This window comes from Ekhidna sp., assembly GCF_965227465.1.
Taxonomy (GTDB): Bacteria; Bacteroidota; Bacteroidia; order Cytophagales; family Cyclobacteriaceae; genus Ekhidna.
Genome location: NZ_OZ245746.1, coordinates 3,590,968 through 3,613,727 on the forward strand (window position 1 = coordinate 3,590,968; position 22,760 = coordinate 3,613,727).

The 22,760-nt window shown below is 41.7% G+C and carries 4 protein-coding genes; 1 reads left to right on the forward strand and 3 read right to left on the reverse strand.

What is annotated here, in order from left to right; all coding sequences use genetic code 11:
* Window positions 1-30: 30 nt before the first annotated feature.
* Entirely contained in the window at window positions 31-17,319 is a 17,289-nt protein-coding gene (locus tag ACO05G_RS15875; RefSeq protein ID WP_421763623.1) for a LamG-like jellyroll fold domain-containing protein, read from the reverse strand.
* Window positions 17,320-17,592: 273 nt separating this feature from the next.
* Between ACO05G_RS15875 and ACO05G_RS15880 the strand changes: the two genes are divergently transcribed.
* Window positions 17,593-20,706, forward strand: coding sequence for a tetratricopeptide repeat protein (locus ACO05G_RS15880; protein WP_421763624.1), 3,114 nt, complete (start codon window positions 17,593-17,595; stop codon window positions 20,704-20,706).
* A gap of 31 nt (window positions 20,707-20,737) precedes the next feature.
* Here the strand turns inward: ACO05G_RS15880 and ACO05G_RS15885 are convergent, their stop codons facing one another.
* Both ACO05G_RS15885 and ACO05G_RS15890 read right to left on the reverse strand, forming a co-directional pair.
* Window positions 20,738-21,772: a hypothetical protein gene (locus ACO05G_RS15885; RefSeq protein WP_421763625.1), complete on the reverse strand. Its 1,035-nt coding sequence runs from the start codon at window positions 21,770-21,772 to the stop codon at window positions 20,738-20,740.
* Window positions 21,773-21,834: 62 nt separating this feature from the next.
* A complete protein-coding gene (locus tag ACO05G_RS15890; RefSeq protein ID WP_421763626.1) occupies window positions 21,835-22,620 on the reverse strand; it encodes a DUF6503 family protein in 786 nt (261 codons plus the stop codon).
* Between the last annotated feature and the right edge of the window lie 140 nt (window positions 22,621-22,760).

Consider the following 22,760-nt stretch of genomic DNA (forward strand, 5'->3'; position numbering starts at 1 on the left):
TTACCCTTTTTTGTGTATTCACTTAAGCTATCATTTTACAATTACTCTGAAGCTTACAACATTATCTCTTGGACTCTCACGGTCATAGAATCTTAAAATGTAGATTCCGGCTTCAAAATCAGTTACATCAATCCTTAATTCTCCGTCAAATCCATTTCGTAAATCTGTAGACCACTTTCTATTGCCAGACAGGTCCATTAGTTCCGCTGTAACGTCTCTTGATTTTAGATGCCTATATCCAATGTTAAGGTATTCGCTGGAAGGGTTTGGATAAATCCGTAGATCCTTAAAGTATTCCAAAATAACACCCAATACTGCTTCAATCTCCACCTGAATTCCATCTTCTGTAGCGAATGCCTGAAGTTTAAAGTCCGTATCACTAACACCTTCTTCTCCAACCTCGAACTCAACAAATGAGGACTCATCCAATGGAATTCCGGGGTATTCTACAAAGAATCTGTACGTGCCTTGAGGTAAGAATCCAAACTGGAATTCTCCATTATCATCTGTCTCTCCATAAGCAATCAGTTCAAAATCATCGTCATCTTGACCAATACGTCCACCGGATCGTTTTCTTCTCAATCCACATTTTCGCTTAGCAGCTCTCCTCCTGGCGTCTATTCTACCTCCTTCTTCTTCAAAATCCTCTTCAATCAAGACATCAAGACTACCATTTCCATCCGCCGCAGTAAGCTCACGAGGTACTTCGGTCATTATCATACTAATTACATCATCACTTCTGAAGAACAATGTATCAGCCTCTGTCCATTCAAATACGTTTCCAAAATAAGTAGGTATGTATAATTCCAGATCAGATTCTACAAAAGTGATATAATCTCCAAGTACGACATCAGGGAATGTAAACGTAGATGAAGTTTGATTCTCTAATGTTTCAAGAACTCTGAAACCAGTGGCTATACGTGTTGTTTCAAGCATGTATGCATTGAATGGTGCACTTAATGGATTTCCATCTATGTCCGCTACTGATACCTCCATATCCGCTATAGCCCAAACGGTCTGAGAATCCACATCGATTACTAATCCAGGAACAAGTGAGCTTGTCACTTCCGTTCTGAATACTCCCATATTATCATAATCAATATCCAGGATCACTCCTTCAGCGTCAGTAATCGCAAAATCTGTATTTGAAGAGATTGCTGCTTCATTTCTAAACCAGCTATACGTATTGGCACTTCCACCAATACCTGTCCCATTCACACCAATTGATAGCAAGTAATCGCTTGTGTATCTCACCTCAATTGGGCTACCATCGGTCGTTTCATTATACTGTACACTTGCCTGATTAGCGTAATCCAGCGTAGTGATACCCACTACAGGCTCGAGATCATCAAATTGCAAGCTGTTGTCATTTACGAAAAGCGTGGAAATCGACGTAGAAGAAAAATCCATCAGGCCGGTAATTTGGTTGTCAGAAACATCCATACCCGTAAGATTGCTTAGCCCACCATTTGTGAAAGCATCACCAACGAAAGGATTCGGCATATCTCCGATAGATTGAGTGCCACTTATATTTACAATTTCTACACGTGTCCTATCGGACCCAAGTGTTACTCCATCCCAGTTTCTTAATCTCTCCGTTCCCCAATTAAGCCCCTGAGGTTGGATTGCATCATGGATTTGTGCCAATGCAAGTGAATCTGCCAATGTTGCCAGACCAACTGTTGTTTTAGCAACTCGGGTATTCGAATTAGCTGATACCTGACTCGCTGTGTTTACCAATCTCACTCGATAGTAATAATTAGTAGAGAAATCAAGCCCAGTAACGATCGCAAATCGACTAGTATTTGGTACTGAAAGACTTTCAAAACCAGGTAAGAAGGTAGAGAAGTCACTCACAGTCGACACGTCCAGCTCATATGATTGAACGTCCAATCCTTCACTCCAATTTGCCCTAAAGCTTGTAGGAGTTATTTGTGTCGCCACCAGAGCAAATATGTCCTGACTGATCACTAGTTCATCTGAAGTTTGATCAGCACCTACGTTCCCTGCTAAGTCCGTGGCGCTCACTTGCACATCATAAGTGCCATCTGCCAGATCTGTTAAAATTCCAGCTGCAAGTGACCATGTTCCGTCTCCTACATTTGTCGCCGGATTTGTTTCTCCATTCACAGTTACTTCTACGGTGGCACTAAGGTCATCTATGATTCCAGTTATTTGAGGACTCGTTATCGATGTACCATAGATATCTACCTCTACTACCGGGGCTGTTTGATCTATTGTTACAGTTCCTGATGAGGAAATGGTTTGATTTCCAAGAGCATCAGAAGCATCTAAATATATATTGTAGAGACCATCACCAGCATAATTTAGATCAGAACTTAAATCATACGTCCAGGTAGCGTCTCCATTAACTGTTACTCCCGTTAACGTTGTTCCTCCATCCAATGATAGTTGAACTACATCCGACGCATCGCTTGTGGTACCAGAAAGGTTAATGTCATTGGTTGTTTGACCGTCCTGATCAAATGCAATTACTGGTCCGGTTAGATCAATTGTTACAGTTTCTGCTGAGCTTATCGTTTGATTGCCCAGCGTATCAGAAACATCCAAATATATATTGTAAAGACCATCACCAGCATAATTTGGATCAGAACTTAGCTCATACGACCAAGTACCATCACCATTGTTAGTAGCTCCTGTTAACGTTGTTCCTCCATCTACTGAGAACTGTATTGCATCCGTTGGGTCGCTAATTGTTCCAGTAAGATTTGTGTCATTGATTGTCAATCCATCCTGATCAAGAGTGATGGAAGGACCAGTACCGTCGTAATCAATGGAGAATTGAGTCGCAACTAGATTTTCGTTTCCAGCTAAATCCTGAGCAACCGAATCTGCAATATCAACGGTTACGGCTCCATCTGCAGTAGGTACAATATCAAATGTGAAACTCTGCCCATCGACATCCACAAAGTTTTGTGCCGTTCCATTACCTATCACCAGGTCAGTACTGTCAAACCCTACTACTACTTCACCAAAATCTACTGCAATTGGAATTGGGTTGGCATTGGTAGGACTGCTCTCTGAACTACTTATTAGTGGAGTTGGAGAGGTACTATCACTACTTTGGACAGTGAAAGTATCACCATCAACAAAGCCCCCATCAACTTTATTCTTCGGATCACTAATTCCCACACTTTCTGTAGGATCACCGTTCCATAGAACTACGTTGAATGAATTTCCTACAGTAGCTCCAGGATCTATATCTACTGCGATATAGAAATAATGAATATCACTATCCAGAATATCGCCGCTCATGGCAAATCCGACACTATCCGGAGCTGCATCGCCTATATTCGTTGATCCGACTAATGAAGCTCCTCCTATACCGGTATCAGAATTTATACTTTCATAAAGTTTCCATCCACTTGCACTAAAGTCAGCAGTCGTAGCATCTCCTCCAACCGCAACGATCATGCCCTCCTTTGTGACATCACCACCCGTTGCTGCAATCGTGAATTGATAAACAAGGTTATCAACCGAGCCCTGAGTTAAGGATGCGCCTGCAACTGGAATAGTAGTGAAAGTGGCATCCGGAATTGTTACATTTTGAATAGTGATGTTATCACCTGCGGATAAACCCCCATCCAATTTATCGCTATCACCAAACCCAAACTGATCAATATCAGGAATACTTACGCTGAAGCTTCCTGGATTTGCAGATGGACTAATGTCCGCAGTTACATAATAGTAAATTGGAGTTCCTATTGTATGGAAGTTGGAAAAGAGCTGGCCAATTGAACCATTTGGAACAGGTGCTCCCGGGCTCCATGAGCTACTATCAATCAAAGTAGCACTACCGAAATCATCGAGACCTACGTTCTCATAAAACTTGAAACCATCCAACTCGAAATCGGTTGAGTCAGCACCTAAAATGGTTAGGTAAAGCCCTTCTGCAGCAGCTGCCGAATTAGCAACATCAACCTGAACCTTATAAATCAATATATCCTGATCCCCGATGTTCACTGTAGTATCACCTTCAAGTAAGGTAGTTACAGTAACCTCAGGCCTTATCGCAGACACATCTGCGAAGAAGTCATCTATCAAACCATTTTCACTTCCGGCAGCATCGTAAACGATTCTAATTGGACCCGTGTAAGCACTACCAAAATTGTAATTGAATTCTTTGTAAGTGGTTGTGTTGTTTGAACTATCGCTAGCAATCTCCTGATCGAAAGTAATTCCACCATCACTGGAGGTAAATACGTCAAAGACAAATCCACTACCTCCCGCATTATCAGCCCTATAGTAGAAGGTAAACTGATTTACTCCATCTAGGGTTGGTGTAGTTAGGTAATTTCCAGCTCCAGCCAACATCAATGCAGCATCGCCAACACCACCATTCGCTTTGGTTGAATCTTCAGCAGATTTAACTCCTAGACCTTCCCATAAGCCTGAGCCAAGGTCAAGAGCCCGATCAGTGGTTGTTGGTAAGTCTGAGTCAAAGTCTTCGCCTAGAGGAACTCCACCTGTTGGTGAATTTAAAGTAGGACCTTCCACCCAATCGCTGTTTTCATCCATTGAAAATAGTGTACCAACATTTCCATTTCCGGTTAAATCTGTGACAGTAGTATTTCCTGGTCCATCCGTGAATGGATAATATGCAACTAAACCTGCTTCGTCTCCATTCAATTCACTATCAAAGTGATCAGCTATCTCAGTGTCAGATCGTTGATAATCCCAGAATCTGACTTCATCTAAAACTCCGGTATAACCACCCACAAATGGATCCTGGCCAAATCGAACATCACCCATAGTTTCATCGATAGGTAGCAAAACATTTACGTCGAGTACTGGCGAGCCATCCACATAAATCTTGCCATTTGCTCCATTTTGTGAAACTGCAACATGGTGCCACTGATCATCATCAATTCCAGCGGCAATAGAAAGCGAAGTTCCACCATTTTGGAAACCGCCTGAGCTATAGTATTGAAGGTAAAGTGTTCCACCAATTTTAAAGAATGAATATCCGGTATTACCCGAAACCTGAGTGACAATGTTTTGCTGCCCGGTCGTAGGGGTCTTAATCCATGCCTCAATGGTCCAATCTGTATCAATATCAAATTGTGGTGCGTCCGAAACAGCAACATACTGTGCGGACCCGTCAAATTCTAGTGCATAATTGGAAACTCCTGATGTAGTTATTTCTACTAAAGTTGGTATTATTTGACGATTGCTATTTAAATCTTCAAGAACAAAATAAACATCATAATCAGTACTATCAGACAATGAGCCACCAATTCGTGTAACTGCAGATTCACTTAGTGCTGACGCAAATGTGATTGCACCTGTTCCACTGACAACATCGCTAGAAGAAGGCGTAGGTGTGCCGTCAGCGTATACTGCGACTGCTAATAATCCTGATTCATTAGCAGCGCTATTAATTTGAAAATCATTGGTGGTAATGTCATCAATGAATGGAAATCCTCCAGAGAATAAAGGAGGGAACACATCATTATCAAATGCTGTCGAACTTACATAATTTGCGTCTCCAGCTAATGTCCCATCGTTTCCATTTGCAGCATCAACAGCCGCACCAGATGCTTGATCGAACTCAAAAGACAATATTAAATTAGCATCGGAAGTGATTGAGGAGTCAGCACTATTGTAAATTTCATCAGGAGTTCGTTCAATATCCCATATCCTTACCTGATCGATAAGACCATTGAAAAATTGTTCTACCCCATTTCTACTTCCAATACTGAAATTGGCAGTGCTTATGGTTGACGATACCAGATTGTCTTGGACAATTTGGTTTGGATATTTTTCACCATCTATGAATAAACTTATTCCTGCCGCGGTTCCTGTACCGTCATGTGTTACAGCAATATGATGCCATTGTCCGTCATTTATATTACTTCCTTGTGCATTTACGGCAAGTTGATTTGTTCCAGAGGTATTGTTAAAAGACATTCTAAGCAGACTATCATTTAAGAACATTCTGTATCCTGTTCCTCCACCAATTTCTTCTTGCATACCAACGACTGTTTGAAGTCCTGTACCTAAGGTCTGAATCCATGCTTCAATAGTGAATGGATCAAGTCTATCAAAATTTACTGCCGCAATGTTGCCAGAATTAGTGAAATCGCCTGTCCCGTCTAGAGCTAATGCATTCTGAAGAGGAGCTCCGGCTAACGCGCCAGATGCAGCCCAGTCCGTATTCTCATCCATGTTGGTAAGTGTTCCATCATTGTTGGAGAACACATCTTCTAAAATCGTAGACCCATTGCCATCGTCAAACCTGTAGTAAGCAACTAATTCTGTATAATTAGGATGAAATAAAACACTATTTATGTTTGCATAGGTATTTAAAGTAGCTGCTGATAAAGTATCTCTCCAAATTCGCACTTCATCAATTTCATTAGCACTGAAATAGTCAAGACCAGGATCAACCTGAGCTCCTATATGAAGGTTCTTTGTTGTCGTTTCATCTAAATCAATTGTTGCATTTCCAAATGTGTTATCGATTGTTTGAAGTACTCCATCAATATACAGTTTTGGATCTGTATCACCCTCCCGTGCTACCGCGGCATAATGATGCCAATCAAAGTCTGTAACCCCATTAGTTCCTCTTCCTCCTCCATTCCATGTAAAAAAGAACATATTACCATTGGCATTATTATTCAAACCAATTCCGTAGTTAGTTTGTCCGTTGGTCCAATCTCCACCCTTTTCAAGGATCACATCAACGTCATCAAGTCTAGTTCGTCTTACCCAAGCCTCTATGGTAATTGAGGTTGCTATGCTGAGATCCGAATCATGAGTTACATCAACGTAACCGTCCACACCATCAAAACTTAATGCATCTCCAGCATCTGTCGATCCAAGCATTGGGTAAGAGCTTGGTGGATTTAAAACAGCTGTTGTTACTTCTCCAGCTGGAACATTAAAAGCATAGACAGAATCAACCAGATCGCTTGTATTTAATAACCCAGACAAACGTTCCCAACCGCCTACGGCTGCAGTGTCTAAAGCATCTTTTCTATAAACTATCCGTCTGTTCGTGTCATTGCCAGTATTGTAATCCATGTGAATGTCAACTTTCTGACCTGAAGGTGCGAATACCCCATAATACTTGGGCTGGTCCAGATTATTAAAACCTGCCGCCTGTATCTGATTCGGTGGACCACCTACCAGATATCCATGAATCCCTCCGGTAGCGTCATCATAATAAATATTAATATCCTCACCAAACTGCGCCGTGTTCAGTACGCCCGGAGTTCCATCATATGAATAAATGACACCCTGAGCCTGTGGTGCACCGGAAATTATCGGTGTTGCTCCCGTGATGGTTCCATTATTGTCTCCAGCAATATTGATTGCCGTTGAAGCATTGTTTTCATCAAACCTCCAATATGCTTGCAAGTGATTCAGACTATCAAAGTCCGCATCAATTTTTTGGATCATGTGATCTCGAATATTGGTCTGGGAAAGTGATACGTCCCAAATTCTCACCTCATCGATATCACCAACAAAATTTCTTGTGGTAAACTCATTTTGATCCCAACTACCAATAAACAAATTTCTAGTGCTAGTGGCTGGCTGAGCTTCCGGATTTGTGAATACCTGAACCCCATTTACAAATACTGATGCATTTACGCCATCGTATGTTAATGCTACATGTGTCCATTCTCCAGATGGAATTGTGCCACAGTTTGCTTGCAAACCGCCACCAATCTCATAGCGAAGAGTTGAGCCATCTAGCCATAAGACCATTTCGTTATTAAACTTTGACACTATTCCCTGTGGTGTCGCCGATCCATCCGGATTAATCCAAGCCTCTACTGTAAAGTTTCCGGAGAAATCAATGGAGGGACTATGTGGAACAGTGATATAATCTGCTGTCCCGTCAAAGCTCATAGCAAAGCCTGCATCTACCGGAGTTGGATATGGGTTTTGATCGATTGCGGTAACAAATTGGCCACTACCCGACTGTCCGTAAGCATAAATTTGATCGTCTTCAAGCCTTATACCCAATACACCGCTAATGCTTGTCCACGTAGTATCAGCTCCATCTGCACGGTATAGCATCCTACGGTCAGCAGTCAATGAGCCAATACTATCGACGACATCATAGGTTTGACCTGGAGCGAAAACACCATAGTATGCCGTATCTGCTATGTTATCAAAACCGGAAACAACATTATTTGCCGGCGTTCCACTAACCCGATAGATATGAAGTGGTAGGTTTGCTACACCCAGGTTTTCCACTCTAAATACATCTAAATTTCTTCCTGATCCTGCGGTATACGAATATTCAAACGTACTGTAATCACCCAGGTGAGCACCTGATAGTCCATAAGTAGCACCTCCACTAATGACCCCATTGTGCACCCCCTGATAATCCAACAAGTTGCCTGTATCTCCACTGTCATCCATTCGGTAATAGCCGACAAGCCCGGAAGGGTTACCAGTGATTTTCTGAGTCAGGCCTCCTCTAATTTCTCCTTCATTTTTAGCGAAATCCCATATTCTGATTTCATCCAGTTCGGCGTTAAGAAAATCGCTTGCCGAAACCCCTCCAAGTGAATGATATCCACCAATTCTGATGTCGGTTGCGTCTCCTATATAATCAGGGGCATCTGCTGTTGTTCTACCAATTTCCTCTCCGTTTACATATAAGATCATATCAGTGCCGTCATAGACACCAGCCACATGATACCACTCTCCAAGGTTTAGTGTGTAATTAACTATTAGCGGTTGAACTGTATTTGATCCATTCACATGGCCTAAGAAAACCTGATAGTTGGCTCCATCATACGTGTAGCCCATGGTATACCCATTGCCATCCAATGAACCATCAAGTGTTCCTTTATTGACAAATGCATCGGTATGTCCATTTCCAGGATTAGAGATAATAGTTACCCAGGTTTCCAGGGTATACGTTGGATTTTCAAAAGAAGGATCGTTAGTAATGACAACTAAATCATCCGTTCCATCAAATGAAAGTGCTTCGCCTGCTCCTTCTGCTACCGGGTAATTAAAGGTATAGCTTGCAGCAGCACTGAATTCGGATGTACCATCAGTAGCATTAGTGGCTGTAGCTACCACCTGATCCCCGTTGGTTAATCCTAAGGAACCAATACTCCAGGTTCCCCCGGAAACGATAGCTGAACCTAAATAAACGTTTCCTTGCCCATTCGAATCATCGTAATACAAATCAATTTCATCTCCATTTGTACCTGTCCCTGTCACCGTACTTCCGACAACTATAGGATCAATGCCCGGTGGCAAAATTCCGTTATGTGCTCCACTTCCCAAGGTTATTCCAGCAGCATTATTAAAAATCGAGTTTCGCTGAATTTGGTTTCCATTATTGCCAGAACCTTCTATCAAAATAGCGTTACCGGTATTTTCTGCAATTGTGTTACCATCTCCAGTGTTTGTGTTAGATCCAATGATGTTATTGTCGGAATTCAAATTATTGATCATATGAATTCCATTCGTATTTGGGAATGGTGTAGTGCCATCTGAAGACACGCCTAAGAAGTTTCTTCTTATTGTATGTCCACTTGCATTGTTTAACCTAATACCAGATGTGTGAGCAGCAATGACATTATCTTCAATAGTAGATCCATCAGCGCCATTTAGGTTAATTCCATTTGCTCCTCCTGCAGCTGCAGTAGATTCGTCCGGAGTGAGTCCAATGATATTGTTTCTTATGATTACTGAGTCTGCACTAGAAAGGGTTATCTCTGAAGTAGCACTATTGGAGATGACATTGCCTTCGCCTGATCCTGGCCCGCCAATTAGAACATTATCTGCGTTGGTTCCTAGACTTATCCCATTTGTTGTACTTCCTATTGTAGTTCCATTCGGCATTAATCCAATGAAGTTTCCTTGAATGGAACCTCCGCCGGTATAGCTAATGATGTTAATTCCTGAGGTTCCACAATTGGTGATGATATTACCATAAAATGGGCCACCGATTTGATAGCCATTTGCTGCTGTCCCTGTGGTGTTAAAACGAATACCACTTACAGTGAAATCTCTAATGTGAAGCCCATAAACCTCGAAGAAATTATTTGAAGCATTCAGTCCGATACTTGCAGATCCTCCACCGGATATTTGTGGAATATCTCCCGTAGCAATATTCCAGCCCAGCTGAGTAGTAGCATCAATAATGGTCCCTGCTGCGGTTATAGTAGGTAAATCAGATGCCAAATTAATTTCCCATGGTGCACCACCAGGTATATTAAAATAAATACTGGCTCCCGGGTATGTATTGGCTGAGTCTATTGCTGCTCTTAAAGAACCGGTTCCTGTGTCATTTGTGTTGGTTACCATCACAAAATTTGCAAAGAATGGAGATGAAAAAGTTGAGAAACCGTTCACATCTTCAACTAATGCCACATAATGAGAATTGGGAGCGAAACCTCCACTAATAACTGCCTCACCACTTGCGACAACACCAGAGCCTGCAAAGGCTATTCCTTGATCATTACTACATCCATCATCCGCGTAGTAAATGTATACGCTGCTACCGTCTGCAGCGCCGGTTGTTACAAAAGCAGTATTAAAGTTGACATCATCAATAGTAGCTCCAGGAGTCAGCGGGCCTGAGCCATAGCCAATTCCTCCACTTGCATTACAACTGAATATATTGGTCCCTAGCGCAGTATTTGAAGAAGTATTCCCATCAAACAGAATTCCGTGACCCGTATTCTCTGATATAATGTTTTGACTATTTGTTCCGACATTAACATTGACTGCTGCCGGATTTATCCTTATTCCAGATCCAGCATTACCTAAGGCGGTAGATCCATCTGACTGAAGACCGATGTAGTTTCCGTCAATATCGAACGTATTTCCAGCCTGAATGATGATACCATGATCTCCGTTTCCGGATATGATATTCAAGTCGCTAGGAGAAGGTCCTCCAATCTCAACTGCTGCTATTGTTCCAAGAATATTGATGCCGCCCAGTGTATTTGGTATCGCACCGTCTGCTGCATCGTTTGTGCCAATTTTATTTCCGGTAATTTTTACGTTTGTGAGACCTGAGCCTCCTCCTGAGCCAAAAAGATTTAGCCCATATCTATTGGAAGGTGCTGCGGAAATTAAGTTTCCGTCACCGGTAAAGAAATCGCCACCTATAATTAAATCGGTTATTTCACCCGTGGTGGAAATACCGTGATCTCCCATGGCAGATGCAGTACTACCATCAAGCGTACCGATTCTATTGCCCTGGATAACGGCACTGTCTCCATCAACAATGTAGATTGCATTTCCCCCTGATGAATGGAAAATGTTCCCTTTAGTTGCGCTACCAATAAATGCATTGTCTGCTGCATCTGATGCCAGATAAATGTTGCCATTGGTTGCATTACCGCTGAATCCTGTGAAAATCAATCCATACACTTCTGCATTTGCTGCAGCGATATTAATACCGTTCGCATTTCCTCCAATACCAGATCCATTGATTTGAACCATCGCATTCGGATCTCCGAATACCCACCCTGGTTGAGTAAAACCATCAATGATGATATTATTTGCAGTGATTTGAGGAAGAGCTGTAGAAAGGTTAATCACCCATGGGCCGCCTCCTGCAATATCAAATGTAATTGTAGTTCCAGGATTCGCATTCGCAAAATTGATTGCTTCACGCAAAGATCCGGTTCCGGTATCATTAACATTAGAAACAACACTAGCGGGTACCATTGCTGGAGCCGAAAACTCAGAGGTACTTAATGTTGCATTTACAGTTGTTGTATCATCAACAACTAGCGATACATAGCTTTTCGTTGGATCGAAGGAACCGGAAACCGACCATACTCCGCCTGAAACAGCATCAATGGCCTCTGTGACAAGAACAAGGCCTTGATCGGATGCGCATGAATCAGCTTCATAAATAAAGATATTCGAATTGTCTTCCGCAGTTGTTGATCCCGAAATTGAAGATGGAGAAACTAAATCTATGATAGGTGCATCAATGTCTGGAACGGATGTAAAACTAATCCCTCCTTTTTCATTACAGTCAAACTCATTCGCATGAACATCAACACCGTTCATATTAGTCCCTAGCTTTTCTATTCCATAATCTCCATTGTGACCTATTAGGTTTGCTTCGTTTGCGCCAGTCCCTCCAATGACGGAGTTGGATAGTCCACTGATATAGATACCAGAATTGATGTTTTTCTGAGGTGTCACTTCATCCCCTTCAAGGCCAATCACATTGTCCTGAATGGTGAAACCTCTCGTATCAGCATTGATGTAAATTCCTATACCTACTGCACCCGTATTTTCGTCTGCAAACACCCCATTTCCTGAAATGAGGTTTCCTGTAATTGAATTCCCTGAGCTTGCTCCATCGACAAGATTTAAGACAATTCCATTTGCCAGGTTTCCAAACGTGTTATCGCTTGAGACAGTAACTCCATCACCTAAGAGCACCATGTCCCCTTGACCGTTAACATCCAACCCAATAACATTGGTGTTAATATCCAGATTGGTTTGGTCTCCATTTATCGCGATTCCATTACTTCCATTTGCTGAAATCGTGTTGCCTGAAATGGTAATGTTTGTTCCGTTAGTTATTCTTATTCCATCATTCGTATTTCCAAGCGTATCCAGTCCATCGGGTGTTAATCCGATAATGTTATTAGAAACCGTAAGTGAGACGCTTCCATTACCCAGATAAAGGCCATCCGTCCCATTGTCAGAAATGGTATTTCCATCAACGAGTACATTGCTCGCTGAATTAGCAAAAAGGATTCCGTACCCACCATTTCCAAGTGGGGTTATACCATCAGCACCAACTCCAATGTAATTGTTTAAGATGCTCCCTGATGAACCATTTCCAACATTGATACCGTCAGCATTGGTGTCCGTATTATTTCCAGAAATTATATTCCTTTCACCCGGACCAACACCTCCGACTACAAATGTGACTGCTCCTCCAACATCGACACCCCCTGCTTCGTTGTTCATGGGATTATTACCAGATGCATCTGTTCCTATATAGTTACCTTTTATTGAAAGGTTGGTTCCAGTAATGTTTGTTGTAATGCCATATTTACCATTTCCTGCTCCTGCAATAACATTTCCTTCTCCACTCAAGAAATTTCCACCTATGATTAGATCGTCTACCGTCCCTGTAGCAGATATGCCATGATGATTGTTACCAGAAGCTGTTGATCCATCTAATGTTCCAATCCAATTTCCTCTAATGACTGTCGAATCTGCGTTAGTAATGTAAATGCCAGATGTTCCTCCTCCATGGATAATATTACCCATTGTCGGAGCTCCAATGAATGCATTATCAGCTCCATCTCCTGTTAATTCAATGGCTGCATGTGATTCCAGCCCGCTAAATCCGGTAATGATTAAACCATAAATTTCTACATCCGGAGCTTCGTTAATATTCAAGCCGCTGGAATTGGATCCAATTCCAGATCCATCAATGGAAACCATGTTATTCACATCTCCAAAAGTCCATCCTGGTTGAGAAGTTCCATCTATGATAGTTCCGGCCGCTGTAATATCCGGAAGCGTGGTTGTTACACCAATCGTGTAAGGTCCGCCTCCTGGAATGTTGAAGGTAATCGTTGTTGGTGAGTTTGCATTTGCATAATTGATTGCTTCGCGAAGTGAGCCAGGTCCTGAATCATTGGTATTGGAAACAACTCCATCCTGAACTACAGTTGAAGGTATTGAGGTAGCACCACCAATCGATCCATCATTAATATTCGCCGATGCATCAACCGTATTTGTTGCACCCACTCCCTCATCAAATGAGTAATACGCCACTAGATTCGGTTGCGGTATTGATAGGTCTACCAGACTATATCGGTCTGAGAAATCAGATTTTACTGCACTCCAAATTTTAAGTTCATCTAAATCACCATTTAAATAATTACAATCACAGACTGAGCCCTGGCGTGCCATATACATGGATTGGGAATCTCCATTATCTGATGGACTAAAACCATAATTGTGCGTGCCATCCGCTACTCCATTTAAATAGAAAGAAGCTGTAGTCCCTGTAAAGGATACTGCCACATGTACCCATTCGTTCAGTGGAACGTTGGTGGTACTTAATCCCCATTCTGATGTTGACACACCATCCACAAGTTGTAAGGCAATTTTATCTCCTTGTATCTGAAAAATCCAGACATCATCGGTTGCTATTCCATTGCCGTCTCCTTTGCTCGCGATGGTTTGAATACCGGAGGCATTTAAATACACCCAGGACTCAATGGCAAAGTCACCACTCACTAAGTTCAATTGAGGATCATGCTGCACCACAACTGAATCATCGGTTCCATCAAAGCTAAGTGCATGCCCGGCAAATGCCTCTGTCGTTGCAAATTCAATAGAGGACTGGCTGGAAGCATCTTCAAATCCATTAAGTGGTGTTACTCTATAATAATAAGGCTGATCCGTGCCAGCGTTGAATACATGGGATGTTGCATTCGCTGCAATGGCCGAGGTGATGGTGATCACGTTGGTCGCGAAGGCATAATCATCCGCCCTTTCAACTTGATAATTTGTCTCATTAGTCGCATTGTCTGACCATTCAAGCGTAATATCGGTTGCGGAGCTAGCATAGGCAATGAGGTTTGTCGGTGCTGCTGGGGTGACCAATTGATCTCCTGATATCGTCCATGAACTTGGAGCAGTTGTTAAGGTATCTCTACCAGGAGCTCCAGCTGAGGAGTACCCCAAGCCCGTTACTCCCAGTGTCACACCTACCTGCAAGCTTGCAGACTGGGAAGCCCAGCCATTTAAGATTGCATCGTAATTTGCCACTGACGTAGCGGTATTGCTCAGCATGTTTGTCATATTGGAAATGGTAGTCACATCCCAAAGACTCAGGTCCTGATCAAAACTCGATGCATTGAAGAACATAAAGCTGGTGTTGCCCACTCCATTAAGATCCCATCCGCTCAAGTCCCTGTTAAAAGATGATGAACCTTGGAACATACCTAACATATTCGAGGCACTGGTAGTCACCCAACCGCTGATATCGGAATTGAATGATGGTAAGTCCCTAAACAATTCGGTCATGGTCACCACGTTGCTGACGTCCCATGAGGATACATCTCCTGCAAAAGCTGTTGCCCCACTGAACATTAAGCCCATATCGTTGATGCCTGAAACATCCCAACTAGTTAGGTCCGTAGCATTGAAAGAACTGGCATTTCTAAACATGCTGCCCAGACCTGATACTCCTGTTAGATCCGGAGCATCCGTTGCATTATACGTTAAGTTCGTGCAGCCATAAAAAGCACTCTGAAAGAATGTCCATGAGATATTTCCCCATTGCTCGATCGATTGAATTTTGTCCTTGTCTCCTGTGTTATTGAAATAGATTCGAGGGAAAGCACCCCGAATAATCACCTCATAGGTAGAACCATTTTCCATTCCAGTGATGGTGTAGTCACCAGTTCTTCCATCAATAAATCCTTCATTTATGCCCGCGTTTGTAATGTTGTTCCACTCGACAGAATAGTTATACCCTCCTCCTGTTGTTGGAATGGTAATTTGACCATCAGAGGTTATCCATCTGGTGACGAAACCGGCTTCTGTTGTTACATTAAAAAACGTATTTGTGTTCTGCACATTTGGCGAGCCTTCATCATCCTGAGCTACGATGTACAAATCATAAAAAGTGTTTGGTATAAGTCCTGTTGGACTCAATACAAAATCAGTCGCTGGTGTTGTAACCGCAATGTTACCTGCTGCAACTTGACCTGTGCCCCCGAAACCTGTTCCGCCTCTTACATCATCTACAGATGGAGGTGTAGCTCCATCCGGAACTACTACATAGAAGTAGGTTCCAGGTTCGTTTAGCTGGACAGTGATATCAAAACCTGTTGTTCCAAGGTTATCAATGAGTGGATAACCCGTAAGAAATAGTGGATCAAAAATATCGTTACTGAAAGCGGTTGAGGTTATCCAGTTGGATGCAGCGAAATTTAAAGCAAACGGTCCATTTAGTGTTCCATCGTTCCCATTTACTGTTAGATCAGGTAGTGTAGTATAGCTCCCATTATCTCCATTTGCCACTCCCTGATTGAAATCATAGGATGCTATCAGTCCTGGACCTGCAGTTAGTGTATTATAAGCATCCGCATTGATTTGCTCCTGTGTGCGTACGTTATCCCAAACCCGAACCTCGTCAATCGATCCATCAAAAAAGTCACCATCCACTGTTGCAACATAAGAGGATCCAATTCTGTTGAAGGACATATTGGTATGATAGGTTGTGGTGAAGCCCTGACCATCTAGCTGTCCATCTATATAGATTTGAACCTCGTTCGTCCCTTGATTATGAGTAACGGCAATGTGGTGCCAGTTACCGTCATTTACCGTTTGAACAGATTTTATGGTATCAAAATCCGTCGAGGTTCCAGTCCAGTGCAAATACCAAACTTCACCACCATTGATCCCAAATGAACCTCTAATATTGTTATTTACATCTCCAATTACCGATAATGCCGCATTTCCTGCATATCCGGAAGCAGCATCTCCCGATACTGTATTCACCCAGGCCTCAAATGTCAATCCAGTTGGCAGACTGTTTCTTGGCAACACAACACGGTCATCAGTCCCATCAAAATTCAGTGCATTGTTTTGTAGTGGAGCGCCATTCACATAACCAATTGATCCTGCACCAATAGAGCCATCCTGACTACCGTTGTTTAATGCATCGTCTAAAAGATTTCCTTCAAATTGGACATAAACCTCCAGGTTGGTCTCACCTCCGTGAAGCTTGGCATCAAAGTCAGTATTTATTGCCGTCCCTGGCCTTGCTACGTTCCATATTCTAACTTCATCTAAATAAACATCATCTCCCTCAAAACCATCAGCTCTTCTTCCAATTCTAATAGGTCCAATATTTAGAAAGCCCGCTGGCTCTGCCATGGTGGCCACAGGAGTGGACGACCCATCTATATATAGCTTACCTTCCGAGCCCGTTGAGGCTGGATCATATACTGCCGCAACGTGGTGCCAGACTCCAGCTGATATAACACCGGGTGCTGTAGTAGTATCATTGGATAAAGTACCATTTCCCAGCCAGAATGAGACGCTTCCATTCGGATTTACATAAAGATCTAATGGAGCCGCAACATTGGATGAGGTCTGGTTTAGAAGGGAAGTGCCAGCTGATAACGAAGGCAAGTAGATCCACTGCTCAACGGTATAACCACTAACCGTATTAAGATTATAGGTGACATTCACTTCATTACCCGCTCCTGACAAGTCGAGGGCTTGATTCTGGGCAAAAAGCGAAAAACTAGATAATAATATAAAAGTGAGAAAAAGTGACTTTCTAAAACAGGTGGTAGTATGCATGACTAAAGCGATTAAATCTTAGAGGTCAAAGTAATTAGATAATTCAATGGTTTGAAATACCCTAAAAACGGTATTTCAATACGAACAAACTACTAAAATACATTGATATGCTTCATTAATATTTTTTACCATTTATTATTTCGATCAACATTCCTGATCGTGCTACGAACTGTTAATTTTTGAGCAATGGGATATGCTATCTTTAGTCTTTATTTCGCTATACGATTTTTCAATTGTCTCAGCACTTATTTTATTTGTTGTAAACACACTACCATGAAACTGCTACAACTTCTTCTTTTACTACTCATTTCGGCTCCTGTTTTCTCTCAATACACTTTTGAGAGCAAAAAAGCGGAGAAGCTTTATTACAAGCTGGATGATGCTTATCTGGATTATGATTACGAAACCATACTGGATAATGAGGAAGCTGCCAAGGAGGCATTCCTGATTAAAGAAGATTCAGTTGCAGCAAACGTCTATAGCTACCTGGCTGAAGCCTATGACTATGAGATGGGTGACTATCAAAAAGCGCTTGACTTTTATCAATTAGAGCTTCAACTCAGAGAAAAAATCGATCCGACTGGAGATAGAAAAGATCTTTTATATAATATGGCAACCCTTCAAACAGAGCTAGGGTATTATTCAGAAGCAGAGCAGTTTTTAACTACGATTCGTAAATCTGATGAAAACCAGTTTGGCAAGAAAAGTGAAGAATATTTTGATTCTTCGAGAGCTCTCATCGAATTGTATCTCCAAACTGAGCAAGTAGAAAAAGGTCTTGATGTAGCCGAAGAAATAAAAAAAGAAGTTGATAAGAATAGTATTGAAGAGGGTGTCTCTTATAAATGGATCGGAGACGCTTATGCGATTGAAGGTTCGTTTAAAAAGGCTGAAAGAAATATACTCAGGGGCATTAGTACCTTTGAAGAGAATGGGCTTGAATCAACATTTGAGTATGTATCTACACTAAACAGTCTGGGTGTACTCTACATGGATAAGGGAAAACTACCGGAGGCCGAGGAAATTTTCCAGCAAGCACTAAGCATCGTAAATAGGATGCAAGGGGAGAATGATGATGCGGTATCTGGATTGGAAAACAATCTTGCAATTGTCTATTTCAACTTAGGCAACTATGAAAGAGCATCTAAGCTACAAAGAAAAATTCTTTCTCAAGACAAAGAGTACTTCGGTGAGGATTCATTCACTTATGGTCTTGACCTTCTCAATTTGGGGCTTACCTTGCTTTATGATGGTCAATATACCGAGTCAGAAAAACTTCACATGGAAGCACTGGATGTCTTTGAAGCCAGTGCTGGAATTGAAAGTATAGATTACGGCAGGGTACAAAATAATCTGGCGTTACTCAACTCGAAGCGAGGCAACATTGATGATGCAATTGAGTACGGAAAAAAAGCCATAAAGACGTATGAATCTTCGCTGGGCAAGGATCATCCGGAGACGGCATTTCCATACTTTAACCTGGCAAACGCTCACCTTGGATATGAGGAAGTAGATAAAGCAATTCCATTAGCAAAAAGGGCTTATGACATTCGTAAAAAATCGCTTGGTGATAGGCATCCTTACTATGCTCGAAGCACAAACCAATTAGCCATTCTCAATTGGAAGCAAGGAAATACAAATGAAGCGTTAGGCTACTATAAAGAAACATTTAATAACTATTTTAATCAGATCAACACATTCTTCCCGGTGCTCACGGAGGAAGAAAAAGCTACTTTTTATTATACCAACCTGAGACCTGCTTTTGAGCAGTATGTTTCCTTTATAGAAGAGACGTCCAGTGAAGAGAAAGAACTACTAGGTGAAATCTATGACTATCAGCTTTCTTTAAAGGGCCTGATCATGTATGCCACCTCAAAAGTTAGAGAGAGTATTCTTTCAAGTGGTGATGATATCCTTATTGAAAAGTTTGAAACATGGATAAGTCAAAAGGAACAATTGGCAAAGCTCTTTAGCGCTACTGACATGGACATTCAGGTAAGAAATCTAAAAATTGATTCTCTTACTTCATCATCAGACAAACTTGAAGAAGAACTAAGCAAAGTGTCGCAGGCATTCGGTGAAAACTTTGCCAATAAGTCTATTTCATGGAAGGACATAAAGAATGTCCTGAAGCCCGGAGAAGCAGCTGTTGAAATGGTGCGATACCGTAATTTTTCAACAGATTCTGCCGGTGTATTTACAGACGAAGTTCACTATGCAGCAATGATCGTTAGGCATGACACTGAAGATTATCCTGAAATGGTCATCTTACGAAATGGCGCCCAAATGGAGAATAAGTTTCTAGCCAATTATAGAAACGCTATTAAATACAAGATTTCGGAAAACTACAGCTACCGACTGTTTTGGGAACCAATTGCCCGTCGGCTTGAGGGGATCAATAAAATTTATTTCGCCCCTGACGGAGTATACAATCAAATCAGCATATACACCCTCCAAAACCCCGGAACGAAGGATTATCTTTTGAATGAAATTGATCTTGCATTAGTTACTAATACCAAAGATTTATTAGAAGAAAGTCAGCCGTTTGAAGATGGTGGTAGAAGTGTGTTTTTTGGCTATCCGCAGTACTCAATGGGTGCCAATTTATCTGATGACAAAAGCGCAGAAGATCGTGGCGTAAGAGGAGTTAGAGGTGCAAGAGGATCTCGTGGCAAGACCAGTAAAGAAGAACTATCCAGAGGGATCCCTAGAGGCGTGCGTGGAAACTTAGTTAGATACATGCAGTCGTTTAATGGTTTAGGAATGCTCCCCGGTACGAAAAAGGAAGTAGAACTCATTGATAGCTTATATGCAGCCAACAACAGAAATAGAGACACCTATTTTCTAAATGATGCACTTGAGGGGACTGTAAAGGGTGTTGATAATCCGAATATCCTACACATTGCTACTCACGGATTTTTCCTGGAGCAGGATCCTGATGCACAATCAGATGATGCATATGTTCAAAATCCATTACTGAGATCAGGTCTTATTTTAGCAGGTGCCAACAACTTTATCCAGACAGGAACGGTTGATGAGTCTGACGGAAATGATGGAATTCTCACTGCCTTTGAAGCCATGAACATGAACCTGGACAAAACTGATGTGGTAGTGCTCTCTGCCTGTGAAACAGGATTAGGAGAAATTAAAAATGGAGAAGGCGTCTACGGCCTCCAAAGAGCTTTTCAAATTGCCGGTGCTGATGCGATAATTATGTCTATGTGGACTGTTGATGATGATGCTACCCAAGAGCTAATGACTACATTTTATCAAGAATGGCTTTCTCATGGAGATAAGCAATTGGCATTTAATACAGCACAGAAAAAATTGAGAGAAAAATATAAAAAGCCCTATTACTGGGGTGCTTTTGTAATGATTGGCGAATAAGAAAATCAGTAAGACTAAAAAAAGGGAAGGCTTACCGCTTTCCCTTTTTCTTTTCCCATTTTTGAAGATCAAGAATAAGGATTCCTCTTCCCTTTCCTGCCGGATCTTCCGCATGCGCATACTGAAACGCCATATACCGACCATCATCACTTACCACTCCGTTTGATGCTTTATACTCAGGATTATCATTAAAAAAAGTAATTCGCTCCACATCTCCGGTCTCATCCAGTTTCATTTTATAAAGATCTAACGTCAAAAATTCTTTCATCCCTTTATAATTCACCCTGTGACGATTGCTTTCAATAAGCATGCTCAGCCCGTCCGGAAATATTCCTTCCGCTTCATCATAGGTGCCTTTACTTTTGGAAAAGTTTACAAACTTTTTCTCCTCCGTGTTGTAACTAAACACCTCTGCCTGAAAACCAAATTGACCTCCAAAAGCATAGAAGAATAACTCCTTTTCATTCTTCGGATTGAAGTTTTGAGTCTCTAAATCCCAGCCCTTGGCTGGAGAGGGGAGGTCTCCGGAAGTAAAAAGGGGCTTCCAGTTTTTAAGTTTAGGCTTGCCATTTTCATAGTCAATTTCCCCCTGATATATTGTTGTCCCGAGTGCCCAGGCGATATTCATTTTAGATCTTGAAACAGCAGGACCTTCCTTGCAGTGCACACCTAAAGCAAAAGGGGCAGATTTTAAGTCTTTTTTTAGCACCCAGAGCTCTGTGTTTCTGGCGTCCCTGCTCTTCCAGGGGTCCTCTGAATTGAAATTTTTAGCCCCTGAAAGAAGGATGTCTCCATTAGCCAAATAAAGGGCCCTAACAAATCCCTCATGAAAAAAATGATGGGTCATGGGAATGATTTTTCCAGTTGCCACCTCTACTTCAAATACGTCCCCAAAAGTTTTTTCAATGAATAGGATTCGTTCTCCGTCGTGCGACCAATCCGCCCGCTGACCAAACTGAGTCAGCTGTGAAATGTAATCAGGTAGATCCTCCATTGGAGACCTGTCGCTTTGAGCAGAAAGATTTCCGAAACAGAAAAGAAGAAGGAGAGCAAACAATTTTTTCATGATATGGGTGATTTGATTCTTCAAATCTAACCACTCTCCCTCTTCTAAAAGGAATTCAAAAATCAGTTGTTGTTTAACGGAGCTATTTGTGCACCCTCCGGCATTACGAATAGTCCTGCATTTGGTGACTCAGTTGAAATTTCAATATTCTTGAAGACCGCTGCGTCTCCTCTAGGTTCGCCAACAGTTTCTCCATCGTATTCATACCATTGCAGCGTAGTTGGAAGCACCAAGCCTTCAAACTTATCCCATTGATTATACTTGATCAGCTTGTAGTTTTCACTCGGCTCTCCACTTCGGTAGGTCACCGTATACATTAGCCATTCCATTTGATTCGTTTCTGAATCCATCCAAATGATGTAGTTGTCATCCGGAGCATCACCAACCCCATCACCGTAGGATACTTTGATCCCATTATATGTTTTGCCTTGTAATTCTCGAGGTTCAACATCTTCGTAAAATGCTCCCGGATCTCCAACAACGAAAGGCATAGCATAAAAATAGAAATATAAGTTGTGGTAGAATCTGGATCTGCTGGCATCAACCGTGTCAGGAGTTACCCAGACGTTTTCACCATCAAAGCCAATGGTCTGCTTGGGTGACTCCAAACGGATTTTTCTGTTTTGAAGATTAGTGATCGTTGACTCCTCTCCTTTCATATAAGAAAGTGATTTCATTTTTGACCATTGCTCATAGCCACCATGCGCATCCAACACGCTAGTAAGCGATTCTGAGTGATGATCAGGAGCTTTGTAAGTAGCCTCTGATTTTTGTTGTTCCTGGTCTTGTTTCCCTGATTGACAAGCGACTATAAATACAGATAAAACTAAATAAGTGAGATTCTTCATAAAAAATATTTTTTTCAAATGTAGCGTATAAAAAAGGCTGTCAAGACCTATAAAACTTGTTTTACATGAATAAGTAAGCTGGACTACATTCAATAATTAATACTAAAATGAAACATTAAAACTACAATTAAGGTATAAGG